This is a genomic window from Stenotrophomonas sp. Steno-Z1 (assembly GCF_056393175.1).
This window is the reverse complement of record NZ_JBWJPB010000008.1, coordinates 99,133-121,692: the sequence shown is the minus strand read 5'-3', so window position 1 is coordinate 121,692 and position 22,560 is coordinate 99,133. Positions and strand designations below refer to the sequence as shown.

Sequence of the window (22,560 nt, the reverse complement as noted above, 5' to 3'; positions counted from 1 at the left end):
GTGAAAAGCAGGGGCCGCAACGATAGCAGGTGTTTGGCGGCACGCTGCGGAGGCCGCGATGAATCTCGGTCATACTTCCCGCCACGCCGTCGCATGAGATCAAGGATGTCCACTGCCCCCGCGCACCAGCCGCAGCCGCTGTCGCCTGAGCTTCGCACCCGCCTGCAAGCCGACCTCGCCTTCCAGCAGGAAACCGGCACGGCCTGGGTGTTGCTGGCCGCCTGCATCGGCCTGCTCGCCACCGCCTATTTCGCGTGGCTGGGGCTGCACCAGGCAAATGCAGCGCCCACCGTGATACCGATGTGCGTCGCCGCCCTGCTGGCCGTGGCAGGCATCGTCGCGGCGGTCATCGCGCGCCGGCGGCGCACGGAGGCACTGCGCGCGGTGTTGGCCGACGGGCAGGTAACCGTGGTGGAGGGGCGGCTGGATACGGCCGATATCCTGCCGCAAGGCGGCGCGTTGGGCGCACGGCCGCGGGTGTACGCCGTGGACGGTGCGGTGCACGCGGTGCTGGAGGAATCGCCAAGCAGCGACGAACAGCTGGGCTTCGTGCCACGACAGGTGACTGGGCCGCCGGCCGGTACGCGGGTGCGGCTGGTGTTCAGTGCGGTGCGGCCGGGCCATCTGCTGCAGGTGGCCTACCCGGACCTCGACGCGCTGCCGGCCAGCGAGGCGCCGATGCAGGCGCGCGACTGGACGGGGCTGATGGCGCGCCCACGCGCGGTGCTGCGCGCGGCGGCGTGGCTGTGTGGGGCGATGCTGCTGGGGCTGGTGGTGCTGGCGTTCCTGCCGGCAGTGAGCCGTGGTTTCAACGTGTGGCTGGGCAGCGGCATGGTGCTCACCGCGCTGTGGGCGGTGTGGCAATGCCTGCCGCCTCTGCGCATGTGGGGCCGGCGACGCCTGGTGACCCGGCTGGAGGTGAGTGGGCCGGTGCAGGAAGTGATGCAGGCGCGCGAGCGGGCGAGCCGGCAGGGCGCGGACACGGCAACGTTCGTGCGCGTGGGTGGGGCCTGGTACCGGCTTGATGAGGCGTATGCCATGGCGACGCTGCAGCCGGGCGCGCCGCTGCCCGGTGGCGTTGCACTCGCTTACGCGGTACTGGGTGAGCGCCGGCTTGCGCTGCGCCAGGTGGCAACGCTAGGTAACGCGGGCTGACCACCGCCGCGCGGCCCGGTACGCGCCTGCGTGCCCGGTTGCGGTTACTGGCGATGCCGCATGAGACGGTTGCTCGCGCTGGTTGGGCTGTGCCTGGCCGGGACGGCCGTGGCGGCGTCCTCGCCTGTGAATCAGCCGTTGCCGGTGTTCGATGGCGTGTCCTGCGTTGCCGCCAGCGACGTGGGGCTGCTCACCCCGCCAACGGCTTCGTCCATCTGCACGCGTAGGACCTGGAGCGCCCAGGCGTGGAGGGCGGCGACAACCGCGTGACCGTCGCGCCGGCCAAGACTGCCGAGGTGCGTCACTGCCGCGGGCGCGGCGCTCAGGCGCTCGCGGCGACCGCCGTCTCGGGGCGCGGGGCGCACGGGGGTGCCGCTGGGCGGCTGGCTACGCAGGTGTCCAACGGACGCTGGCCCAGGCAGCAGGTGCACCGCGCGGCCTGGCCGGTGCGGCGCAGCGCCTGGCGCAAGGCAAGCCGCGACGCCGGGTGCGCCCCCAGCCCGTGCAGCAGCAAGGTGCGGGCGAGGCCGCCGCAGGCCACGCGGGGCAGGGCGAGGACTGCGGGCGCGGTGGCGCGGGGGTATAGCGGGCGAAGGTCCATCTGGGCCGCTCATGATGTCATGGCACAAATGGCATTGTGCCGCAGGTCTGTCTCACAGAATGAGACGGTTGCGCCGCGTGACGATTGGGCGCCTGAGATTATGTGATGTCGTTTGCAGAAAATGGCAAAGTAAGGCGCCATTAATTCAGTGGACGCTCTCCGCGCCGTTATGACGGTGAGCACTCACGTGGGAAACCGATGCGGACAGAACTGGCCTACAGCGAAGAATTCAACGAAGAGATCAATGCCGAGCGTGCCTACGAGCTTTACTGGGCCGAGGTGATTTTCGACAAGCGCGCTTTTCGTTGCGCGCACGAGGGGTGTCCCGCGCGATACACCTGCGCGAACATGGACAAGCCCGAACTGCTGCTCAAGCAGCAGCCGCACTTCCGTGAGCAGCAGGGCCACGAGGTGCATGCCGCGGACTGCGGAGCGCTGGCGGCCCAGAAGGAGCTACGTGGTGGCGGGACGTCCGGCCCGCGCGCGGAGGCGGGCACGCCAGCGCCGGATCGGCTGCTGCTGAAGCGCCCTGCCGGCCACTTCACCCCGAAGCAGACGCTGCCCGGCGGGGCAGTCGGCACCAGTGGGACCCGCTCGGCTGGCGGAGAGGGTGGGGTGCGCAGTCGCAGCACCGCGTTCTATTCGGTCCGTTCGCTGGTGTCGCGTTGGCTGAAGGCGCGCCGAGCGGGCATGGATGAGGAGCAGACGCTGCAGGTGGGTGCGCAGGAGGCGCTCAGCTACAAGGAGATGTTCGAGTGCATCTTCTACAAGCATCGGCAGCTGAGCGGGTGTACGCGCGTGTACTGGGGCACTGCGACGATCACCGAGGAAGCGAAGGCGTATCGCATCAAGTTCAGCAGCGCCGTCCAGAGCATTGCCGACACACCACTGAAGGAGCAGCGCCGGCCCACGGTGACGATCTGGAAAGACGACCTCAAGACGTTCGAGATGCGGGCGATGCTCGAGAAGCGTCTGTTGAACTACGCACAAAGCGGTAAGGACTGCGTGGTGTTCGTTTACGGCGAGCCGGAGATTAAAGCGGCGAAAGCGGGTGACGTCACGTTCGTCAATTTCGCGGTCCGCAGCATGGATCTGGTCAGTATCGAGTCGACCAGAATCTATGACCTCCTGAGGCGTCCCGGCGAAGGCTGAGCCCGACTTGGCAACGTGCACGCCATGTCATCAACCCAACCGTTTCCTTCACAACATCTGTCAACCGCGACACCTAGCATCGATCACCTATTCGACCGACAGGAGCGCCCCCATGGCATCACGCGTCAAGCTGCACGTTGAAGACACCGGTGGCTCCGGCCGCCCGGTGGTGTTGATCCACGGCTGGCCGCTCTCGGCCGAATCGTGGAAGGCGCAGGTGCCCGTGCTGAAGAATGCCGGCTACCGCGTGGTGGCCTACGACCGGCGCGGCTTCGGGCGCTCGGAAAAGCCGGCCGACGGCTATGAGTACGACACCCTGGCCGATGATCTGGCGGGGGTGATCGACGACCTCGGTCTGCAGGATGTCACCCTGGTGGGCTTCTCGATGGGCGGCGGCGAAGTGGCCCGATACATCGCCCGCCACGGCGAGCAGCGCCTGCATAGCGTGGTGTTCGCCTCGGCGGTGCCGCCGTACATGCTGCAGACCGCCGACAACCCCGACGGCCCGCTCACCCCGTCCAAGGCCGACCAGATGCGCCAGGACCTGGAGCGCGACCGCGACGGCTTCTTCGACAACTTCACCACCGATTTCTTCAGCGCCAAGGGCGAGTTGAAGGTGAGCGAGAGCGAGCGCCAGGCGGCGATCAAGCTGTGCCAGCAGGCCGACCAGACCGCGGCCTTGGGCTGCATGAAGGCCTTCGGCACTACGGATTTCCGTGAGGATCTGAAGAAGGTCAGCGTGCCCACGCTGGTGCTGCATGGTGACAGCGACGGCACGGTGCCCTACGAGGGCTCGGGCAGGCGCACGCATGCGGCCATTGCCGGTAGCGAGGCCGTGGTGCTCAAGGACGCGCCGCACGGCTGCAATGCCAGCCATCCGGAGCAGTTCAACGCGGCGCTGGTGGCGTTCCTGAAGAAGTAACGGCCAGCATGCCCGCGCCTCGCACGCCCCCTTGGAAGAAGCCGACGCCCAACAAGGGCAAGTCGCGGCCGTTGTCGCCGGCCCAGAAAGAGGCCGCGCGGCAGCGGGCCGAAGAAAACGGCCGCGCCTATCCCAACCTGGTGGACAACATGTGGGCGAAGAAGCTGCCCCGCGAGGACTGACCCGGGCGGTCATCGACCGCTCGGGTTCCGGCGTGCGATGCCGCGCTTAGCGTTTCACGGCGAGCACGCCATCGAGCGCCAGGTCGGCCTTGAAGCCCGCCTTCTCCAGGCGCTTGGCCACCTCGCGCGGCACGTCGCGGCCACTGGTGAGCTTGTTGGGCGCGCCGGTGTAATGGAACATCCGCCCGCCCTTGCGGATCACCCGTGCCAACTGGTCGTAGAACACCTGCGAGTACAGTTCGCCGGCGATGCCAAAGCGGGGCGGATCGTGCAGGATGGCATCCACCGAACTGCTTTCCAGGCCCTCGATGGCCACGGAGACGTCGGCGTGGGTGAGCGACAGCCGGCCGCCACTGGCCGGCGCGTCCGGGTCGGGTGACCACGGGTTGAGCGTGCGCAGCCAGAGCACGTCCGGGCTTTTCTCGAACGACTGGATGCGGGCGACGCCGCCTTCCAGGCAGCACGCGGCGAAGTAGCCGAGCCCGCCACAGGTATCCAGCACGGTCTTGCCCGCAGGGGCGATCAGCGCCACCTTGCGCCGTGCGTCCTCGAACGGCGACACCTGCGCGCTGGGCAGCATCTTGATGCCGTCGATCTCGAAGGTGGGCGCATCCCAGTCGGTGGGCACCAGCTTGATCAGCGCCGTGCCGAACCGCGACACCGCCAGGAACTCCTCGCCGTCCCAGTAATACAGGGTGCGGTCCTTGGTCTTGCCGGGGTAGGGGTAGCGCTGCTCTTTCCAGGTCCAATGGTCGGCGGCCAGGGTCGCGGTGCCGGTGGAGCGGGCAAGGTCGAGCGAGCCGGTCAAGCTGCCGGCGCCACTGTCGCGGGCGCGCAGGAGGGCTTCGGCAAGCGGGCGGGTGAGCAGGGGACCGGTGTAATGGGGCACGGGAGGGGGGCGCCGGGGCTGCGGAACAGCCGGTGGGCGGCATGGCCAAGGGGTGGGCATCGTACCCGAGAAGGCGGCAACAGGGCCTGAGGGCACGGGCCGGTGTCGCGCGCCGCTATAGTGCGCCGGTGTGCGGCGCTGCCCGCTCGACCTGTTTTCCATGGACCAACGATGAGCACCGACGCCGAGACGACCAGCCGCTTCCTCAGCCGCGTACTGCGCCACGCGCCCGACAGCATTGGTCTGCAGCTGGACGCGCAGGGCTGGGCGGGGGTCGAGGACCTGCTGCGCCAGGCACAGCCGCACGTGCGCCTGGACCGCGCGCTGCTGGACGAGCTGGTGCGCAGCAGCGACAAGCAGCGCTTTGCGCTCAGCGACGATGGCCTGCGCATCCGCGCCAACCAGGGCCACTCGGTAGCGGTGGACCTGGGCCTGCCAGCGGTGGTGCCGCCGGCGCAGCTCTACCACGGCACGGCCACGCGTTTCCTGGCATCCATCGGTCAGCAGGGGCTGCAGCCTGGCGCGCGCCACCACGTGCATTTGTCGACTGACCGCGACACCGCCCAGGCCGTGGGCCAGCGCCACGGCAAGGTGCACATCCTGGTGGTGGAGGCCGGCCGCATGCATGCAGCGGGGCATGTCTTCCATTGCACGCAGAACGGGGTGTGGCTCACCGCTGCCGTGCCGGTCGAGTTCCTGCAATGACCCTGCGGCGCGCGCTGCTGCTGGTCGCCATGGCAGCACTGGGCGGATGCAGCGGAGGCCATGCGCCACCGCCCGGGACGGCGATCCAGGACATCCGTGCGATCGAGATCCGCTACAGCTACTCAGGCTGGGATCGCGTGGATGAGGTGCATCGCCTGCAACCCGGCCCCGGCCGGCGTGGCTTCGTGCGACGCTCGCCGCCGCCGACCGCTACCGATGGTCAGGCGAGTACCGACAGCGTGCCGGCGCAGCGCGTGGCCGAGCTGCTGTGGGCAGTGGACGCGCCCGCCTGGAACCAGCAGCGCGCCGCCACCGAGATGGCGCGCCGCGTGCGCCCTGCGCAGGTGTTGAAGCATGCCCCGATCGCGGCCTCCGATACGGTGCCCACCTGCACCATCGCGCGGATCCAGGGCTACCTGCAGCCGATGCTGGGGGTGACGGCATTGCGCAGGCGGTTGGACGCCTACTACGCGGGGGGCGTGTGGACCGACGATGACCCGGTGATCAGCGTGCGTATCGAGTACGAAACGGCCCCCGCGCAGGTACTGGCGTCGCGTTCGCAGAAGCTGATGATGCTGCCGTGGACGGTGGGCGAGGCGCCGGCCGGTGGCGCCGATGCACCTCGCAGCTATTCGCTGCCGATCAGCCAGGCGGTGCGCCGGCTGCTGCCGGATACGTCCAGGGCCGTGGCGCGGCTGACCGCGCGTGAGGACGACTACCTGTTGGACGACCTCGCCCGCGATGCGCGCATGGCATGCGAGGCGGCGCAGCGCTGACGGCGGTGGCCGCATGGTCTGATGTGGCGCATGCGGCGATGCCTATAGGCCGGTGCGACCAAGCCCGAAACCAGGATAAGGCGCAGGCCGATCCTCGCAGCGCGCCATGGATCGCACACTGCGGCCATGTCCTGCGATCACCGCCCCTGGCAACCCGGCAACGCGTACTTCTTCAGTGCGCACCTGCGCGATCAGCGCAGCCGCCTGTTGGTCGATCACGCGCAAGGCCTGCGGCTGGCGTTCCGGGTGGCACAGCAGGCGCGGCCGTTCCGTCTGGATGCGATCGTGGTATTGCCCGACCACCTGCATGGCGTGTGGACGCTGCCCGCGGCCGATGATGACGGGCACCGGCGCTGGAACCAGATCCAGGCCATCTTCGACCGCCAGCTGCCGGGCATGCCGCCGCGCGCGGTGTTGCGCCGCGACCGCAGTGCGCGACCGCTCTGGCACAGCAGTTTCCGCGAGCACCGCATCGTGGACGGGGAGGATTTCCTGCGGCATGTGGCGTACGTGCACGAGAACCCGGTCAAACATGGCCACGTGCGTGACGCGGCGGACTGGCCCTACAGCTCGATCCATCGCCGTGGCCGGGGCAAGGGGCCATGTTGAAGTACGGCCGGACACTGCCGCCCTGTACGCGCGTGCAGGCCGGGCGCTGCACGCGGCGGTTGTTGAGGTCGCTGCCGGGGGAGAAGGCGCGGCCGGTGGCGCGGGGAGCGGGCGCACGCGTGGCACGGTGCACGGACGCGCCGGCACGCGGTGGTCTGGCGCTGGCGGCGAGGGCGGCTGGGGCATGGGAAGCCGCCGACAGCGGCCGGACGCCGGCTTGCTGGCGGGGGAGGCGACGGTCCTTGGGGAGGGGGCCGTCGTGGGGTATCGGGCCTGCGGGCACCGCCGTGGCGAGGCGGCGCTGCCGGCAGCTGCATATCCGGGGTTCGCCGCTGCCGCGACGCGGGGTCAGTCGCAGCGCACCTGGAATACCGGGCCGGCACCGATGAGCACCAGGGCCATGTAGTCGCTGTCCTTGGCCTTGCCCTTGAGCGTGGCGCCGGGAGTGAGGTGGAAGAGGCCGAAGCCACCGGTGGGCCGCACCAGCGCCTTGTCGATCTGGTCGGCATCGTCCTTGAAGAACCGGCCGATGTCGGCGCGGGTCGATACCTGCAGGGCGGTGTCGTCGCGCTGCCAGTGCGCGTCACGGCGGAAGGCGACGTAGTACTGGCCCTGCTGGTGTTCGATGCGGAACTCGGCCGGCGTGCGTGGACGGGTGGCAAAGCAGCCCAGCAGCGGGTCGGCGGAGAACGTGCCCACGCCACTGTCGCCGTTCCGGCAGGCGCTGAGCAGGAGCGGGGCGAGCAGCAACAGGCAAAGGCCGGGGCGCATGGCGGGCATCCTGGGCGGGTGTCGCCGGAGTGTAAGGGCGCCTCGCGCGGGCGGGCGTGTAGAGGTCGCGGGCCCGCGCGGGGTGTGCAGGCGCGCGCTTGAACTCGGCGGACAAGTGAACGAGGCTGGTCCACGGGATGTACCCGTCAGGAGCATGCATGCACAACGACAGCGACATGGGCACGGTCGGCCGGCCTCCGGTGAAGGCCACGGCGGCACGCGCGCCGTTGTTGGGGCTGCTCAGCTTTGCGGCACTCCCGCTGGGGGCCGCGGTGGCGTACGGCGCGCAGTGGGCCAACCACGGGGTGACTGCCGGCGCGAGCACCACCGGCGTATCGATCGGCGTGCTCGCCTCTGCGGCGGTCGCGCTGCTGGCGGCGCTGGGATCGCGGGTGCGTCAGGAGCGCTGGGCGTGGCTGGGAATGGTGGGCGCGGTGGTGGGTGCCGCACCTCTGGCGCTGTTCATCGGTTCGATGCTGCTGCACCGCTGAGCGGGGCGGGGAGGCGGTTCACTTCCACGGTGACGTGGACCAGTTCCTCATGGATGGAGAGCGCGGCGCGCAGCTGATCGGCGCTCACCTCTGCCGTGGTGACCACGCTGGCCACCACCGCGTACTTGCCGCGGCCCACCTGCCACACGTGCAGGTCGGCCAACTGCGCCGGCCACGGCCCCTGCTCGATCACCTCGCGCACTTCGGCCACCACCGGTGCATCCATCTGCGCATCCAGCAGCACGCGGCCGGTATCGCGCAGCAGGCCGATGGCCCACACCGTGACCAGCACGGCACCGACCAGTCCCATCACCGGGTCCAGCCAGGCCGCGCCCCAGAACTTGCCGCCGACCAGTGCGGCGATGGCGAGCACCGAGGTGGCAGCGTCGGCGAGGACGTGCAGGTAGGCCGAGCGCAGGTTGAGGTCCTGCGCATGCGCGGCGTGGCCGTGGTCATGGGCATGGTCATGCGCGTGATGCCCGTGATGGGCATGGCCGGTGTGCGCATGGCCGTAATCGTGGCCGTGGCCGTGGCCGTGGCTGTCGCGCAGCCACCACGCGCACAGCAGGTTCACCGCCAGGCCGACCACCGCGATGGCGATGGCCTGGTCGTAGTGGATGGCACTGGGGGAGAACAGCCGCTGCGCCGATTGCACCGCCATGAGCAGGGCGACACCCAGCAGGGCGATCGCGCTGGTGTAGCCGCCGAGGATCTCGATCTTCCAGGTGCCGAAGGCGAAGCGCGGGTCCTGCGCGTAGCGGCGGGCACACGCATAGGCGAACACGGCCAGGCCGAGGGCGAGTGCATGCGAACTCATGTGCCAGCCGTCGGCCAGCACGGCCATAGAGTTGAACCACCAGCCGCCCACGATCTCCACCCCCATCATGGCGGCGGTCAGCCACAGGGCGCGGCGCGTGTTGCGCTCGGCCAGCGGATTGCCGTCGTCGAAGCGGTGGCTGTGGCTGCGGGCATCGGCGGCAGCGGCGAGGGACATGACGACGGCTCGGTTGAGGGATACCCCCGTAGGGTATATTCTTCTGCCCCATGTCGCACGTCCAACACCAACGAAACCCGCTGCTGGCCCGGGTCCGGCGCATGGCCGGCCAGGTGGCCGCGCTGGAAACCTCGCTGCAGTCGACCGATGCCGATTGCACGGACGTGCTGATGCAGGCCGCGGCGGTACGCGGCGCGGCGCATGGCCTGCTGATGGCGCTGCTGGACGAGCACCTGCAGGAACACGTGGTCAGCCCGACCGACCCGGCCGAACGCGCCGCCGAGGCGCAGGTGCTGGTCAGGCTGCTGCGCGCCTACGGCAAATAGCGCGTCCGCTCAGTGGCGATGACGGCGCCACGCATTCCACGCATGGGTGGCGGCCAGCAGCAGGCTGCCGGCGACGGTCATCGGGGTTTCGCTGTCGTGGCTGGGCCAGCCGGCAGCGCCGGCCAGTAACAGCGACAGCCCCACTGCGGCGCTGGTGACCGCGGCCGCGGGCAGGCGCTGCTGGCGATGCGCGCGCCACAGGGCGAAGCCGGTCATGGGCGCGGCGATGATCACGAACAGCACGTGCACCCACTCGGCCTCTGCCCACACGCCCAACAGCGGTAGCGCCGCGGCCAACAGCGGCAGGGCCAGGCAATGCAGCAGGCATAGGCTGGAAAGGGCGATGGCGCTCGCATCGAGCAGGGTGGACGCACGCTTCATGGGTGGGGACCCGGGATCAGTGAATGTTATATAGTAACATTTCCAATGCGTGTCCGATGCCCGCCTTGCCATGCTGGCCAACCGCGTAGACCGGGTGGCGCGCTGTCCGGCGTGGACGCGGCCCCCGGACCGCACCGGCCGGCGTCTGGCATGCCGCACGCACGCGGTTGGCGGCCGGGTTGGAAGACACCTCCCCGCTGCTGCCGGTGCCGCGGGTGCCGTATACCGAGGTGGGCTGGGTACGCCAACCGGCAGATTGCTGGACCGCGCCGATGCCGGGCATGGAGAAGATCGACGACGCCGGCCAGGACCAGGCGATGCGCCGGATGTGGCACCCGTGGTGGGGCGATCGCCGCCCGTTGATCGGGGTGGAGATGGATGAGCGCACGGTGCGTGCGGCGTTCGGCGCCTGTCTGCTGACCAATGCGGAGATGCGGGCCGGGCCGATGTTGTGGCAGTTGCTGCCCGATGCCGGCCCGGCGTGGTCGTGCGGGTAGCCCGACCACGCCGAGGCACTGCCTACACCGCCGTCAGCGCCCAGCCTGCATCGGCCGCGTCCAGGTAATGGCTCACGCCGACCGCATCGAGCAGCGCCGGGTCGTGGGACACGATCATCAGCGTGCCCGGGTACCGGGTGAGCATCTGCTCCAGCGCGGCCAGCGAAGGCAGGTCGAGGTGGTTGCCCGGCTCATCCAGCAGCAGCAACTGTGGGGGATCGCGTGCATACAGCACGGCGGCCAGCGCGGTCTTCAGGCGCTCGCCGCCGCTGAGGGTGGACAGCGGACGCAGGCAGCGATCGCCCGCCAGGCCGAGCAGGGCGAGTTGGGTGCGCAGGGTTGCCTCGCTGGCGTCGGGATGCGCGTCCTGCAGCAGTGCCAGGGCCGTGGCCTGGGCCGGCAACGCGGACAGCGACTGGTCGAGCAGCGCCGTGCGCGCAGCCACCGTGCACTGGCCGGGCTCGGCGCCGAGCTGCCCGGCAAGCAGCCGCAGCAGCGTCGACTTGCCGCTGCCGTTGCGGCCCCGCACGCCGATGCGCTGGCCGCGCTGCACGCACACGCTGATGCGCTGCCACGGCGGCGCCACCCACGGCAGCTGTACGTCGACCAGTTCGGCCACGCGCTGCGGACCGGGATCGGCCAGGGTGGGCGCCAGCAGCGCGATCTCCACCGCCTCCTCCACCTGTGCGGCAGCGTCGCGCACGCGCGCGTCCACGCTGGCAGCGCGCTCTACCTGCCGGGCCTGCCAGCGCCCGGTGCTGTTCTCGCTGCGGTTTTTCATGCCACCGAGCAGGATCGGTGCCTGGTTGGCGGTGCGGGCCGTGCGCTGCGCGCGTGACTGGCGGTGCTCGATGCGCTCGCGTTGTTCGCGCTGATCGTCCTGCAGTTGGCGACGCTCGCGCCGGCGCAGCGCAAGCACCGCATCGGCAGCGGCGCGTTCGTCCTGTTTCTGGCCTGCATACAAGTCGTAGTTGCCGCCATAGCTGCGCAGCCCGGCCGGGGAGAGTTCGACGATGCGGCGCATCGCGCCGAGCACGCTGCGGTCGTGGCTGATCACGATCAGGCCACCGCGCCACCCGGCCAGGGCGTCGAGCAGGCGGGTGCGGTGGGTGCTGTCGAGGTGGTTGCTGGGCTCGTCCAGGATGAGCGCATCGGCGTTGGACAACAGCGCACCGGCCAGCGCCACCTGCATGGCCTGGCCACCGCTGAGCGAGGCCGCCGGGCGTGCCGGATCCAGCGCGGGCAGGCCCAGCCGCGTCCACTGCGCCTGCAGTTGGTCGCGGATGTCCCAGCGCTCGCCGACCGTGGCGAAATCGTCCGGATCGACGCTGCCGGCCTCGATGCGGGCCAGGGCGTGCAGCAGCGGGGCGACCCCGGCGAGGGCGGCAATGCTGCCGGCCGGCGGCCCGGCGTGCTGCGCCAGCAGGTGGACCCGGCCCTGGCGTTGGACCTGCCCGCTGCTGGGGGTGCGCTGGCCCGCGAGCAGGCCAGCGAGCACGCTCTTGCCCACACCGTTGCGGCCGACCAGGCCGGTCGGGGTGGTATCGAACTGGGTGCTGATATCGGAAAACAGGACCCGCCCATCGGGCAGGGTGCAGGTCACGCGGTCGAGCGTGAGCGAGAATGCGGTCATGCGACCTCCATGGATGCCGTGGATGCTCCCCGCGAAGGCGGGAAGGTCACAGGCCGTCTGGCGACGGCGGGGCATCAATGGCGCATGCGGGCATACCTCATTACACAGGCGACTGGCTGTCGCGCGGCCAGTATAGGTTTGCCGTGGCCGCGGGCGGTGAATGCCGGCTGTTCAGCAGCTCACGCCGGTGAGCCGGGCGCTGACGAAATCGATGAACACCCGCAGCTTGGGCAGCACGTGGCGGCCCGAGGGCCACAGCAGGTGGAAGGTGCCACAGGCATGGATCTGCTCGGGCAGCACCCGCACCAGGCGGCCGTCGGCCAACGCCTCGCGCACCGAGTGCTCGGGGATGTAGCCGATGCCGCGCCCGGCCAGGGCGAACGCCAGGCGCGCTTCGATGGTGTTGGAGACCATCGCCACCGGCAGCTCCAGCGCGGGCGCGCCGGGTTCGCGCGGGAGCGGCCACGGTTCCAGTTTGCCGCTGGTGGGAAAGCGGTAGTGCAGGCAGTCGTGCTGCAGCAGGTCCGACGGTGTCTGCGGGACGCCGCGCCGCGCCAGGTAATCCGGCGAGGCGACCAGATAACGCGGAAATACCCCGAGCCGGCGTGCGCTGAGCCGTGAGTCGGAGGGCTCGCCGACCCGCAGCACGGCGTCGAACCCCTCTTCGATCACATCGACCATGCGGTCGTCGAAATCCAGCTCCAGGCGGATGCCCGGATAGGCGGCCATGAAGTCGGACAGGATCGGCAGCGACAGGTCGCCGACCAGCGGCAGGCTCAACCGCAGCGTGCCGCAGGGCGCAGCCGCCTGCTGGGCCAGTTCGGTCCGGCCGGCGTCGAGCTCGTCGAGGATGCGCCGGCAGCGCAGCAGGAAGCGCTCGCCCTCGGCGGTGAGAGTGACGCTGCGCGTGCTGCGGTGGAACAGGCGCACGCCCAAGGCCTGTTCCAGCCGGGTGACGGTCTTGCCCGTGGCCGAGGCGGACACACCGAGCAGGCGCCCGGTCTCGACGAAGCTGCGGGTGTCGGCCACGTGCACGAAGGTTTGCAGGTTGCCCAGGTTTTCCAGCGCGGACATGGCCGTACCAAGGGGGGAAAGCGGCCACTTTAGCCGCCCTGGGGCCACTGGCGCCCCTCGAGATGGGACGCAGTGGTGCGTCGGGACGGCCCTCGGCCGGATCCCTTGCTGGTATGGGGTTCTCCATCATTGCGGAATCTGGTGTCCGGAATGTCTGGAGCACTGCCTGGGTGTTTGCCGGGGCAGTGAAGGCCGAGGATGGCGCTCCCCTCCTGCTGGACCGTCCCCCATGTCCTCCGTCCTGGACCTCCCTGCCGTTGCCGCTGCCGATCCACGCCTGGCGCCGGTCGATGCCGTGCTGTCTGCCGCCCATGCCCGCCACCAGATCGTGGGCGCGGTGGTGCTGGTGCGCCGGCACGGCCAGCTCGTCCACGCCAGCGCCAGCGGTTGGGCCGATCGCGAGCGGCAGCGGTCAATGCCGCGCGATGCGCTGTTCCGGCTGGCCTCGGTCAGCAAGCCGATCGTGACCGCCGCGGCGATGCGGTTGGTGGCGCAGGGCCTGCTGTCGCTGGATGCGCCGATCACCGACTGGCTGCCCGACTTCCGCCCGGCGCTGGCCGACGGCCGCCGCCCGGACATCACCCTGCGCCATCTGCTCAGCCACAGCGCGGGGCTGGGCTACCGCTTCCTGGATGCCGACGCCGACGGCCCGCATGCACGGGAGGGCGTCAGCGACGGCATGGATGACAGCCCGGTCAGCCTGCGCGAGAACCTGCAGCGGATCGCACGGGTGCCGCTGCTGTTCGCGCCGGGTACGGCGTGGCGGTACTCGCTGGGCGTGGACGTGGCTGGCGCGCTGCTGGAGGCGGCCACCGGCGCGCCGCTGGCGCAGGTGGTGCGCGAGCAGGTGAGCCTGCCGCTGGGGATGCAGGACACCGGCTTCCATACCGACAGCCCGGCGCGGTTGGTCACGCCTTATGTCACCGACACGCCGCAGCCGCACCGGCTGGCCGAGGGCGAGGTGGTGGCGCCGTTCGAGGGCAGCGCCGGCATCCGTTACAGCCTGGCCCGTGCAAGCGATCCGGCGGCGTTCGCCTCGGCGGGCGGCGGCATGGTCGGTACGGCCGACGACGTGATGCGTCTGCTCGAGGCGTTGCGTGGGGAGTCGCGCCGCGATTGGTTGCCGGCGACGGCCGTGGCGGCGATGGCGCGCGCGCAGGTGGGCGAGCAGGGACCGCCGGATGCGCCGGGCTGGGGCTTCGGACTGGGCTTTGCGGTACTGGACGCCGCCGGTCCGACGGCTACGCCGCAGGCGCCCGGCAGCTGGCGCTGGGGGGGCGCGTACGGGCACAGCTGGTTCGTGGACCCGGCGCGCGGGCTGAGCGTGGTGGCCCTCACCAATACCTTGTACGAAGGCATGCACGGCGCGTTCGTCGAGCAACTGCGCGATGCGGTGTACGCCGCGCTGGAGGTGTCGGCATGAGTGGCGCAGGCATGCATGGAGACGCTGGCACCGCCGCACTGGCGGTCGAGTCGGCCGCGTCCGCGCGCCTGCCGCTGGCGGGATTGCTGGCCCTGGCCTGCGCGGGCTTTGTGACCATCCTGACCGAGGCGTTGCCGGCCGGCCTGCTGTCGCCGATGAGCGCCGACCTGGGCGTGAGCCGCGCGCTGGTGGGCCAGTTGGTGACCATCTATGCGATCGGCTCGCTGGTGGCGGCCCTGCCGATGACCGCGCTGACCCAGCGCCTGCCGCGTCGCCCGTTGCTGCTGGCCGCGATCGCCGGCTTCGTGGTGGTCAACACCCTCACCGCCTTCACCCACCACTACGCGGTGATGCTGGTGGCGCGCTTCATCGCCGGGATCAGCGCGGGCCTGCTGTGGTCGCTGGTGGCCGGCTATGCCAGCCGCATGGTGGTGCCGCGGCTGCAGGGCCGCGCCATCGCGGTGGCGATGGTGGGCACGCCGCTGGCGTTGTCGTTGGGCATCCCGGCCGGCACGTTGCTGGGCCAGACCATCGGCTGGCGCTGGGCATTCGGGTTGATGTCGCTGCTCAGCGTGGGCCTGCTGCTGTGGGCGCGGTTGGCATTGCCGGCGTTGTCGGCACCGGGCGCGGGGGCGCGGCAGCGGCTGGGGGATGTGTTGCGGCTGCCGGGCATGCGCGCGGCGCTGCTGACGATGTTCCTGTACGTCCTGGCGCACAACGTGCTGTACACCTACATCGAACCGTTCGCCGCGCTGGCCGGTGCCGCGCCGTGGCTGGACCGCCTGCTGCTGGTGTTCGGCGTGGCCGCGCTGCTGGGCATCTGGATCACCGGGATCTGGGTGGACCGCTGGCTGCGCGTGCTGGTGATCGCCAGTACGGTGGCCTTCGCCCTGGCCGCCACGGCGTTCGCGCTGTGGCCGACCTCGCCGTGGGTGCTGGTGCTGGGCACGGTGCTGTGGGGCGTGGCCTTTGGTGGCGTGGCGACCCAGTTCCAGACCGCCGTGGCACGCCGCGCCGGGGCGGCGGGCGACATCGCGCAGTCGTTCGTGGTGACCGGTTGGAACCTGGCCATCGCCATCGGTGGCGTGGTGGGCGGGGTGATGCTGGAAACCTTGGGCGAACGCTGGCTGCCGGGCGTGCTGCTGGTGTTGCTAGTGATGACGCTGATGGTGCTGGTGCGGCGGCCGCGTGCCTGGGCGCCCCCCGTGCACTGACAGGGAAAGGCCGCCGGGCATGGCCCGGCGCTATCGCCTTGCGTTGAAAACAACGGGTCGGGATGGGGCGCTATGCTGGGATCTGGATGAGGGGTTGGAGTCTGGCGTGCGCCGTACCGTGTTGCGATGGATGGGAATGGGCATGCTGGCCGTGGCCGGCGTGGTGCAGGCAGCGCCGGACCAGCGCATCGCGCTGACCATCGACGATCTGCCCTGGCAGCGGTTGGATGAGCGCAACGACCCGGAACTGGCGCAGCGCTATGCGCAGCTGCTGGCCGCGCTGACCGCCGCGCAGGTGCCGGTGGTGGGCTTCGTCAACGAGGTCAAACTGGAGCAGGGCGGCCAGGTGCAGCCGGCACGCGTGCAGATGCTGCGCGACTGGCGCGATGCCGGGTTGGAACTGGGCAACCACACGCGTGGCCATGTCGACCTGCACGCGATCGGGCTGGAGGCCTACGAGCGGGACATCCTCGACGGGGAGAAGACCCTGCGCCCGTTGTTGGCCGAGCGCGGCCAGGCGCCGCGCTGGTTCCGCCATCCTTACCTGCGCGCGGGGCGCACGCCACAGCAACGCGCCGCGCTGGCGACCTTCCTGGACCAGCACGGTTACCGGATCGCGCCGGTCACGGTGGACAACAGCGAATGGATCTGGGCGTTCGCCTACGACCACGTGCGCGATACCGAGACCGATCCGGCGCTGCGCGAGGCGCGCCTGCGGCAGCTGCGGCGTGGCTACGTGCCCTACATGCTCAACAAACTCGACTACTACGAGGATCAGTCGCGGCAGCTGTTCGGGCGCTTGCCGGCCCAGGTATGGCTGATGCACGCCAATGCGTTGAACGCCGACAGCATCGGCGAGCTGATCGCGGCCACCCGGCGCCGCGGCTATACGTTCATCGCCCTCGAACAGGCGCTGCAGGACCCGGTCTACGCGCACGCCGACGGCTACAACGGCGCCGGCGGCATCAGCTGGATCCACCGCTGGGCGATGGCCGAGGGCAAGCCGCGCAGTTTCTATGCCGGCGAACCCAAGGTGCCACGCTGGGTATTGGCGTTGGCGGGCATCGCCGACGAATGAAGGCGCGCGCGCTCAGTCCTCGACGGCGTTGTTGGGGTTCTGCATGTTTTCCGGCGCCTTGCCGTACTGCTGCAGGCGCTGGTGGTGGAAGGCGATGAAGGCGTCCGGTGGCAAGGGCCGGGAGAACAGCCAGCCTTGGCCGAAGTCGACCTGGCGCGCCTGCAGGTAGGCCAGCTGGGCCGGGGTTTCGATGCCTTCGGCGACGATGGACAGGCCCAGCGTCTTGGCCATGTCGATGATGTGCGAGGTGACCGGGCTGGTGGCGCTGTCGGTGCCGATGGCATCGATGAAGGACTTGTCGATCTTCAGCGCGTCCAGCGGCAACTGCTGCAGGTACTGCAGGCTGGAATAGCCCACGCCGAAGTCATCGATGGCCACGCAGTGCCCGGCGCGGCGCGCGACCGCCAGGGTGTTGCGCGCGCGCTGCACATCGATGAAGCCCCGCTCGGTGGCTTCCAGCCAGATCTGCTGGGGATGGATGTCGGTGCCGGCCAACTGGCGCGTGAGCACCTTCAGCGCCCGCCCGCTGCTGACATCGCTGGCGGACAGGTTGATGGCGATGTGCACGCTGCGGTCCTGGACCAGCAGATCGCGCATGTCCTCGATCACCCGCTCGATCACCTGGTCGGTGAGCGCGTCGATCAGGCCGTGTTCTTCGGCCAGCGGGATGAACAGGTCCGGGCGCACCTGGGTGCCATCGGGGCGGGCCCAGCGCACCAGCGACTCGGCGCCGATGCAGATGCCGGTGTCCAGCTCGATGATGGGTTGGTAATGCATGAAGAACTCGCGCCGGCGCACCGCGGTGGCCAGCTCGGCCGGCAGCGACAACCGTCGGCGCGACAGCCAGACCACCCCGCCCACCGCTGCCAGCGCGCCCAGCACGCCCAGCGGGATGAACTGGCGGAACTGCTGGCGGAAGCTGGCGATCAGGTCGGTACGCGGCGCGGTGGCGATGGCCAGCCACTCCTGGTCCTGGGCGGTGGCGTACAGGGTGTGGCCGTCCATGCCGCTGTGCGGTTCGCGCAGCAGGCGCTGCAGAAGCTGCTGGTCGAGGATGGCCTGCTGGGCGATCAGGCGCCCGTCCGGGCTGGCAACGGCCAGGCGGACGTTCGGGTCGGTGATGACATCCACGAAGCGTTCGGGATCCATCAGGATGTCGTACCGGTCCAGCTTGACCGCAATCAGGGCGGTGCCATCGCCGGCGATCGGGTGCACGTCCAGGGTGATGCCGGCGCCATCGGCGGTGATGTGGTCCGGGGTCGGCTCGGGCACGTGGTTGTCCATCATCCCCCACGAGGTGCAGCGCAGCCGCCCGTCCTCGAAGTAGCCGATCTGCTCGGCCGAGCGGGTGCCCAGGGTCAGGCTGCGCATGAGCTGCAGGTGCTCGGGCGAACACGGCGGCAGGGTGCTCTGGTTGAGCCGGCGCAGCGCCACCAGCCCGGTCTCGTACGCGCGGTGGGCGCGCAGCAGGGTGCGTTCGGCGGTGACCTGCAGGCGGTCGTGCTCGGCATCGGTGGCCCGGCTCCAGGTGGCATAGGCCACCGAGGCGATCGGCACGAGCGCGCCGAGCAGGGCGAACAGCACGGTGGCGGCGATGATCCTGGGGCGGTTCAAGCAGACCTCGATGCCGGGAGGGTGGGGGACGTCGAACGCCATGGCCGGCGGCGGCTGATCGATGCCCCCGGTGCGCTATATCACCATTTGCGGGCGGCGATGGGAATCGGAATACCCCGCACGCGTCCGCCCGGGCAGGTCCGGCCGGGCCGGCCGGTGCCGGGCGCCGGGGCAAAGCCGACGCTGCTTGCACGCGGCAGTGGTCAAACCGGCGGCGCTCTTCTATGTTCCTAGCCATCGCCCTGCTGGCCCGCATCCATGTCCGATCCGACCGTTCCCCCCGACCACCTCCGGCGCAGCCTCTCCAACCGCCACCTGCAGCTGATCGCCATTGGCGGGGCCATCGGCACCGGGCTGTTCATGGGATCGGGCAAGACCATCAGCCTGGCCGGCCCGTCGATCATCCTGGTCTACCTGATCATCGGCGCGATGCTGTTCTTCGTGATGCGCGCGATGGGCGAGCTGCTGCTGTCCAACCTGGCGTACAAGTCCTTCATCGACTTCTCCACCGACCTGCTGGGCCCCTGGGCCGGGTTCTTCTGTGGATGGACCTACTGGTTCTGCTGGATCATCACCGCTATCGCCGATGTGATCGCCATCGCCGCCTACGCGCAGTTCTGGTTTCCCGACCTGGCGCCCTGGATACCGGCACTGCTGTGCGTGATCCTGCTGCTGAGCCTGAACCTGGTGACGGTCAAGCTGTTCGGCGAAATGGAGTTCTGGTTCGCGCTGATCAAGATCATCGCCATCTGCGCGCTGATCATCACCGGCTTCGGGCTGGTGGCGTGGGGCTTCACCGCGCCGTCGGGCCACCAGGCCTCGTTCGCCAACCTGTGGAATGACGGTGGCATGTTCCCGATGGGCCTGGCCGGCTTCTTCGCCGGGTTCCAGATCGCGGTCTTCGCCTTCGTCGGCATCGAGCTGGTGGGCACCACGGCCGCCGAAACCGCCGACCCCGAGCGCAACCTGCCCAAGGCCATCAACTCGATCCCGATCCGCATCATCGTGTTCTACGTGCTGGCGCTGATCGCGATCATGGCGGTCACCCCGTGGCGCGAGGTGGTGCCGGGCAAGAGCCCGTTCGTGGAGCTGTTCGTGCTGGCCGGCATCCCGGCCGCGGCCAGCCTGATCAACTTCGTGGTGCTCACCTCGGCCACCTCGTCGGCCAACAGCGGCATCTTCTCGACCAGCCGCATGATGTACGGCCTGGCCGAGGAGGGGCACGCCCCGGGCATGTTCGCGCGCCTGTCGCGGGCGGCGGTGCCGGCGCGCGGGCTCTTGTTCTCCTGCGTCTGCCTGCTGCTGGGGGCGATGCTGATCTACCTGATCCCCAACCTGGTCACCGCCTTCACCCTGGTCACCACGCTGGCGGCGGTGCTGTTCATGTTCGTATGGTCGCTGATCCTGTGCTCGTACATCGTGTACCGCCGCCGGCGCCCGGACCTGCATGCGGCCTCGCGGTTCAAGATGCCCGGCGGCATCGCCATGTGCGTGGTCTGCCTGGCGTTCTTCGGCTTCGTGCTGGTGCTGCTGACCCTGCAGCCGGACACCCTGTACGCGCTGGCGATCAGCCCGCTGTGGTTCCTGCTGCTGGGCCTGGGCTACGCCGGCAAGCGCCTGGCGGGCGGCGGTCGCTGACGCGCCCCCGGGCCCGCCATGGCGGCGGGCCCGGTATTCACCTTCGGTTCGCGGCCACCGCCGGATGATCGCGCCGCACGACCTGCGTGCCCCGAACCGAGCCCATGAAACCGACCCTGCCTGCCGCGTTGGCCCTGTTGTCGTTGCTGCTGCCCTGGCCGGTGGCGGCGCGCACGGTGTACCGCTGCGTGCAGAACAACACGGTCAGCCTGGCGACCGCGCCGGAACCCGGCTCGCGCTGCACCGCCCAGCAGGTGGATGACAACGCGGTGCAGACCCCCAACCTCTGGGGCAACATGGGCGTGTTCAGCGGCACCTTGTACGAGCGCGAGCAGGACGGGGCGATGGTGTATTCCACGCGCAACCTGCCCGGCTCGCGGGTGTTCCTGAAGTTCACCGTGGCCACCCCGCCGGGCGAGCCGGCCCATGAAGGGCTGGGCAAGGTGGGCACGCCGCAGCTCAACCGCCACGCCAGGCAGTTCAAGGCCGCGGCCAAGGCCACCGGCGTGGACGATGCATGGCTGCGCGCGATCGCGCATGCCGAAAGCGGCTTCGATGCCGGCGCGGTGTCGCCCAAGGGCGCCCAGGGTGTGATGCAGCTGATGCCCGATACCGCCACCGAATTCGGCGTGGCCGATCCGCTCTCCGCCGAACAGTCGATCAACGGCGGGGCGCGCTACATGAAGGCGCTGCTGAAACGCTACAAGGGCGACCGCACCCTGGCCGCGGCGGCCTACAACGCCGGTATCGGCGCGGTGACCCGCTACAAAGGCGTGCCGCCGTATGCCGAAACGCTCGCCTACGTGGAGAAGGTGAGCGCGTTGTACCAACGCTACCGCGAGGCGATGGGGTTCAAGCTGGAGACGCCGGCGAAGTAGTCGGGGCGCGGTGCCGGCTCAGCGCGTGTCGTCGTCGCCGTACAACGCATAGCGTTCGATGCGCCCGACCTGCCGCACCGCGGCCTGCACGTCGGGGCGCTGCTTGAGCTGGCGCCAGCGCGCGGTGCGTGCGGCATCGCCTGGCAATGCCGGCACGGTGCGCATGTCCTGCAGTGACAGCAGCGCATCGACGCGCGTCCGCGGCGAGGCCAGCATCGCCAACAGCGCGGTCGCCGCGTCGTCCATGCGGTCGTCGGCCAGCAGACCTTCCAGCGGGTTCTGCGGCGCCTGCGCACGCACCGCGGCCAGGGCCGTGCGCGCGCGATCGGCCCTGGCCGCGTCACGCAGTTGCAGCGCGCTGACCAGCTCGACCAGTGCGCGGGTGCTTTCGCCATACGCGCTGACATCGCCGAGCCCGCTGACCTCGGCGAGCGCCGGCTTGGGCTGCTCCAGGCCGGCCAGCAACACGCCCAGGTTCAACCGTTGGCTGACGGTATCGCCGGTCGGATCGGCCGCGCGCACGGCCAGCCGCAGGGACGCGACGGCCTGCGCATGCTCGCCACGCCGGCGCAGCGCGGTGGCGCGCTGGTCCAGCAGCCAGGCCACGCTGCGGCGCTGCTCCGCTGGCAGCGCCTCGGGCCCTGCAGCGATGGCGAGCAGCGGTTCGGTCAGGGTCAGCACCTCCTCCTCCCGCCCGGCGACCAGCAGCAGCCGGCCGAACTCGGTGGTGAGGTCGTTGAACTGCGGGGTGCGCCGGAGGGTGTCGGACAACGACGCGATGCGCGCATGCACGGCGCGGACCGGGTCCAGGCGCGGATCATCGCGCTTCAGGTACGGATCGAAGCGCTTGTCGCTGCGCAACGCGATCAACTCACGGGGGCCGTCGATGCGGGACAGCGTAGTGGCCAGCGCCTCGGCCTCGCCGGCGTCGGCCTGCAGGGTGGCCAGGCTCAGCCACAGGTCGTCCGGTTCCACGCCATCGGACGTCCAGCCCTTGTCGAACAGCGCCTGCAGGAAGGGGCGCAGGCGCGCAGGCTGGTCACGCAGGTGCGCGGCCAGCGCCCATGCGAGCGCCGTGCGCAGGGTGGGCGTGCCCGGTTCGGTCTGGACCGCCCGGATGATGCTGTCCGCGCCCTGGTCGAGTTCGCCCGCATCGATCTGCAGCGAGCCGAGGAAGTAGCGCGCCAGGCTGTTGGACGGGTCCAGCCGCAGCGCTTCCTGCACGCGCTGCCTGGCCAGGGTCCACTGCTCCAGCGTGCCGGCCGTCCAGGCCGCCGCCATCCACACCGCGCTGCGCTGCGTGTCATCGAGCAAGGTCAGGCGCGGGTCCTGCAGCAACCGGTCGAACGCTTCGCCCGCACCGCGGGCATCGCCCTGTTGGCCCTGTTCGGCCGCGGCATCCAGTGCGGCGGCCAGGTCCGCCGGTACCGGCACCAGTGGCCGTGCGGCGCTGGCCGGGGCCGGGGCATGCGGCGCGGCGTGCACGCCGGGTGCGGCGTGCAGCGCAAGCAGAAGGGCGAGGGTAAGGCCGGCACCTCGGGTCATCGTTGCATCCTT

The 22,560-nt window shown here is 70.2% G+C and carries 23 protein-coding genes; 15 read left to right on the top strand and 8 right to left on the bottom strand.

Annotation, left to right across the window (positions count from 1 at the left end):
• The first annotated feature begins 105 nt into the window (after positions 1-105).
• From AC06FD_RS17515 to AC06FD_RS17500, 4 genes are all read left to right on the top strand, one after another.
• The gene (locus tag AC06FD_RS17515) at positions 106-1,155 is read left to right on the top strand and encodes a hypothetical protein (RefSeq protein WP_478078469.1); all 1,050 of its coding nucleotides are present in this window, start codon (positions 106-108) and stop codon (positions 1,153-1,155) included.
• A gap of 799 nt (positions 1,156-1,954) precedes the next feature.
• Complete coding sequence (locus AC06FD_RS17510; RefSeq protein WP_478078468.1) at positions 1,955-2,908, top strand: hypothetical protein; 954 nt, start codon at positions 1,955-1,957, stop codon at positions 2,906-2,908.
• Positions 2,909-3,020: 112 nt separating this feature from the next.
• A complete protein-coding gene (locus AC06FD_RS17505; protein ID WP_478078467.1) occupies positions 3,021-3,830 on the top strand; it encodes an alpha/beta fold hydrolase in 810 nt (269 codons plus the stop codon).
• Positions 3,831-3,838: 8 nt separating this feature from the next.
• On the top strand, positions 3,839-4,012 hold the full coding sequence (locus AC06FD_RS17500; RefSeq protein ID WP_449335254.1) for a hypothetical protein: 174 nt from the start codon (positions 3,839-3,841) through the stop codon (positions 4,010-4,012).
• A 46-nt stretch (positions 4,013-4,058) separates the two neighbouring features.
• Here AC06FD_RS17500 and AC06FD_RS17495 read toward each other — a convergent pair whose 3' ends face one another.
• Positions 4,059-4,961 carry a class I SAM-dependent methyltransferase gene (locus AC06FD_RS17495; protein ID WP_478078466.1) on the bottom strand — a complete coding sequence of 301 codons (903 nt, stop codon included), beginning with the start codon at positions 4,959-4,961 and terminating at the stop codon, positions 4,059-4,061.
• Between the two features lie 111 nt (positions 4,962-5,072).
• Here AC06FD_RS17495 and AC06FD_RS17490 point away from each other — a divergent pair, with 111 nt between their 5' ends.
• The 3 genes from AC06FD_RS17490 (at position 5,073) to AC06FD_RS17480 (ending at position 6,991) form a co-directional block, all read left to right on the top strand.
• A complete protein-coding gene (locus tag AC06FD_RS17490; RefSeq protein ID WP_478078465.1) occupies positions 5,073-5,606 on the top strand; it encodes an RNA 2'-phosphotransferase in 534 nt (177 codons plus the stop codon).
• Positions 5,603-6,382: a hypothetical protein gene (locus AC06FD_RS17485; protein ID WP_478078464.1), complete on the top strand. Its 780-nt coding sequence runs from the start codon at positions 5,603-5,605 to the stop codon at positions 6,380-6,382. Before AC06FD_RS17490 ends, AC06FD_RS17485 begins: the two co-directional genes overlap by 4 nt.
• Before the next feature lie 126 nt (positions 6,383-6,508).
• Positions 6,509-6,991: an REP-associated tyrosine transposase gene (locus AC06FD_RS17480; protein WP_259207277.1), complete on the top strand. Its 483-nt coding sequence runs from the start codon at positions 6,509-6,511 to the stop codon at positions 6,989-6,991.
• 348 nt (positions 6,992-7,339) lie between these two features.
• Here AC06FD_RS17480 and AC06FD_RS17475 read toward each other — a convergent pair whose 3' ends face one another.
• Positions 7,340-7,762, bottom strand: coding sequence for a hypothetical protein (locus AC06FD_RS17475; RefSeq protein ID WP_478047869.1), 423 nt, complete (start codon positions 7,760-7,762; stop codon positions 7,340-7,342).
• A 158-nt stretch (positions 7,763-7,920) separates the two neighbouring features.
• Here AC06FD_RS17475 and AC06FD_RS17470 point away from each other — a divergent pair, with 158 nt between their 5' ends.
• Positions 7,921-8,253, top strand: a complete 333-nt coding sequence (locus AC06FD_RS17470; RefSeq protein WP_478078463.1) for a hypothetical protein — start codon at positions 7,921-7,923, stop codon at positions 8,251-8,253.
• Here AC06FD_RS17470 and dmeF read toward each other — a convergent pair.
• Positions 8,225-9,247, bottom strand: a complete 1,023-nt coding sequence (gene dmeF, locus AC06FD_RS17465; RefSeq protein WP_478078462.1) for a CDF family Co(II)/Ni(II) efflux transporter DmeF — start codon at positions 9,245-9,247, stop codon at positions 8,225-8,227. The two genes, AC06FD_RS17470 and dmeF, sit on opposite strands and share 29 nt — an antisense overlap.
• A 50-nt stretch (positions 9,248-9,297) precedes the next feature.
• On the opposite strand from dmeF, the gene AC06FD_RS17460 reads away from it, so the two are divergent.
• Entirely contained in the window at positions 9,298-9,573 is a 276-nt protein-coding gene (locus AC06FD_RS17460; RefSeq protein ID WP_394164292.1) for a metal/formaldehyde-sensitive transcriptional repressor, read from the top strand.
• A gap of 9 nt (positions 9,574-9,582) precedes the next feature.
• On the opposite strand, the gene AC06FD_RS17455 is transcribed toward AC06FD_RS17460, so the two are convergent.
• A complete protein-coding gene (locus tag AC06FD_RS17455) occupies positions 9,583-9,954 on the bottom strand; it encodes a MerC domain-containing protein (RefSeq protein ID WP_478078461.1) in 372 nt (123 codons plus the stop codon).
• A gap of 179 nt (positions 9,955-10,133) precedes the next feature.
• Here AC06FD_RS17455 and AC06FD_RS17450 point away from each other — a divergent pair, with 179 nt between their 5' ends.
• Positions 10,134-10,451 carry a hypothetical protein gene (locus AC06FD_RS17450; RefSeq protein WP_478078460.1) on the top strand — a complete coding sequence of 106 codons (318 nt, stop codon included), beginning with the start codon at positions 10,134-10,136 and terminating at the stop codon, positions 10,449-10,451.
• 22 nt (positions 10,452-10,473) lie between these two features.
• Here the strand turns inward: AC06FD_RS17450 and AC06FD_RS17445 are convergent, their stop codons facing one another.
• The gene (locus tag AC06FD_RS17445; RefSeq protein WP_478078459.1) at positions 10,474-12,084 is read right to left on the bottom strand and encodes an ABC-F family ATP-binding cassette domain-containing protein; all 1,611 of its coding nucleotides are present in this window, start codon (positions 12,082-12,084) and stop codon (positions 10,474-10,476) included.
• Between the two features lie 171 nt (positions 12,085-12,255).
• The gene (locus tag AC06FD_RS17440) at positions 12,256-13,158 is read right to left on the bottom strand and encodes a LysR family transcriptional regulator (RefSeq protein WP_259207260.1); all 903 of its coding nucleotides are present in this window, start codon (positions 13,156-13,158) and stop codon (positions 12,256-12,258) included.
• A 229-nt stretch (positions 13,159-13,387) separates the two neighbouring features.
• Between AC06FD_RS17440 and AC06FD_RS17435 the strand changes: the two genes are divergently transcribed.
• The 3 genes from AC06FD_RS17435 to AC06FD_RS17425 all read left to right on the top strand — a co-directional run bounded on the left by AC06FD_RS17435 (position 13,388) and on the right by AC06FD_RS17425 (position 16,873).
• Positions 13,388-14,581 (top strand): serine hydrolase domain-containing protein, encoded by a 1,194-nt coding sequence (locus tag AC06FD_RS17435; RefSeq protein WP_478078458.1) that lies wholly within the window; start codon positions 13,388-13,390, stop codon positions 14,579-14,581.
• 11 nt (positions 14,582-14,592) lie between these two features.
• Positions 14,593-15,795: an MFS transporter gene (locus AC06FD_RS17430; RefSeq protein WP_478078457.1), complete on the top strand. Its 1,203-nt coding sequence runs from the start codon at positions 14,593-14,595 to the stop codon at positions 15,793-15,795.
• Positions 15,796-15,916: 121 nt separating this feature from the next.
• Positions 15,917-16,873, top strand: a complete 957-nt coding sequence (locus tag AC06FD_RS17425; RefSeq protein ID WP_478078520.1) for a polysaccharide deacetylase family protein — start codon at positions 15,917-15,919, stop codon at positions 16,871-16,873.
• 12 nt (positions 16,874-16,885) lie between these two features.
• On the opposite strand, the gene AC06FD_RS17420 is transcribed toward AC06FD_RS17425, so the two are convergent.
• Complete coding sequence (locus AC06FD_RS17420) at positions 16,886-18,487, bottom strand: EAL domain-containing protein (RefSeq protein ID WP_259207256.1); 1,602 nt, start codon at positions 18,485-18,487, stop codon at positions 16,886-16,888.
• A 258-nt stretch (positions 18,488-18,745) separates the two neighbouring features.
• On the opposite strand from AC06FD_RS17420, the gene cycA reads away from it, so the two are divergent.
• Complete coding sequence (gene cycA / locus AC06FD_RS17415; RefSeq protein WP_259207255.1) at positions 18,746-20,125, top strand: D-serine/D-alanine/glycine transporter; 1,380 nt, start codon at positions 18,746-18,748, stop codon at positions 20,123-20,125.
• Between the two features lie 104 nt (positions 20,126-20,229).
• A complete protein-coding gene (locus tag AC06FD_RS17410) occupies positions 20,230-21,003 on the top strand; it encodes a lytic transglycosylase domain-containing protein (protein ID WP_259207254.1) in 774 nt (257 codons plus the stop codon).
• An 18-nt stretch (positions 21,004-21,021) separates the two neighbouring features.
• Here AC06FD_RS17410 and AC06FD_RS17405 read toward each other — a convergent pair whose 3' ends face one another.
• Complete coding sequence (locus AC06FD_RS17405; protein ID WP_478078456.1) at positions 21,022-22,548, bottom strand: tetratricopeptide repeat protein; 1,527 nt, start codon at positions 22,546-22,548, stop codon at positions 21,022-21,024.
• Positions 22,549-22,560: the final 12 nt, after the last annotated feature.

Coding starts and splice junctions, on each gene's coding strand:
- dmeF (WP_478078462.1), bottom strand. CDS start 9,247: ATGTCCCTCGCCGCTGCCGCCGATGCCCGCAGCCACAGCCACCGCTTC.
- AC06FD_RS17410 (WP_259207254.1), top strand. CDS start 20,230: ATGAAACCGACCCTGCCTGCCGCGTTGGCCCTGTTGTCGTTGCTGCTG.
- cycA (WP_259207255.1), top strand. CDS start 18,746: ATGTCCGATCCGACCGTTCCCCCCGACCACCTCCGGCGCAGCCTCTCC.
- AC06FD_RS17470 (WP_478078463.1), top strand. CDS start 7,921: ATGCACAACGACAGCGACATGGGCACGGTCGGCCGGCCTCCGGTGAAG.
- AC06FD_RS17480 (WP_259207277.1), top strand. CDS start 6,509: ATGTCCTGCGATCACCGCCCCTGGCAACCCGGCAACGCGTACTTCTTC.
- AC06FD_RS17430 (WP_478078457.1), top strand. CDS start 14,593: ATGCATGGAGACGCTGGCACCGCCGCACTGGCGGTCGAGTCGGCCGCG.
- AC06FD_RS17445 (WP_478078459.1), bottom strand. CDS start 12,084: ATGACCGCATTCTCGCTCACGCTCGACCGCGTGACCTGCACCCTGCCC.
- AC06FD_RS17435 (WP_478078458.1), top strand. CDS start 13,388: ATGTCCTCCGTCCTGGACCTCCCTGCCGTTGCCGCTGCCGATCCACGC.
- AC06FD_RS17500 (WP_449335254.1), top strand. CDS start 3,839: ATGCCCGCGCCTCGCACGCCCCCTTGGAAGAAGCCGACGCCCAACAAG.
- AC06FD_RS17485 (WP_478078464.1), top strand. CDS start 5,603: ATGACCCTGCGGCGCGCGCTGCTGCTGGTCGCCATGGCAGCACTGGGC.
- AC06FD_RS17405 (WP_478078456.1), bottom strand. CDS start 22,548: ATGACCCGAGGTGCCGGCCTTACCCTCGCCCTTCTGCTTGCGCTGCAC.
- AC06FD_RS17475 (WP_478047869.1), bottom strand. CDS start 7,762: ATGCGCCCCGGCCTTTGCCTGTTGCTGCTCGCCCCGCTCCTGCTCAGC.
- AC06FD_RS17455 (WP_478078461.1), bottom strand. CDS start 9,954: ATGAAGCGTGCGTCCACCCTGCTCGATGCGAGCGCCATCGCCCTTTCC.
- AC06FD_RS17510 (WP_478078468.1), top strand. CDS start 1,955: ATGCGGACAGAACTGGCCTACAGCGAAGAATTCAACGAAGAGATCAAT.
- AC06FD_RS17495 (WP_478078466.1), bottom strand. CDS start 4,961: ATGCCCACCCCTTGGCCATGCCGCCCACCGGCTGTTCCGCAGCCCCGG.
- AC06FD_RS17515 (WP_478078469.1), top strand. CDS start 106: ATGTCCACTGCCCCCGCGCACCAGCCGCAGCCGCTGTCGCCTGAGCTT.
- AC06FD_RS17505 (WP_478078467.1), top strand. CDS start 3,021: ATGGCATCACGCGTCAAGCTGCACGTTGAAGACACCGGTGGCTCCGGC.
- AC06FD_RS17490 (WP_478078465.1), top strand. CDS start 5,073: ATGAGCACCGACGCCGAGACGACCAGCCGCTTCCTCAGCCGCGTACTG.
- AC06FD_RS17460 (WP_394164292.1), top strand. CDS start 9,298: ATGTCGCACGTCCAACACCAACGAAACCCGCTGCTGGCCCGGGTCCGG.
- AC06FD_RS17440 (WP_259207260.1), bottom strand. CDS start 13,158: ATGTCCGCGCTGGAAAACCTGGGCAACCTGCAAACCTTCGTGCACGTG.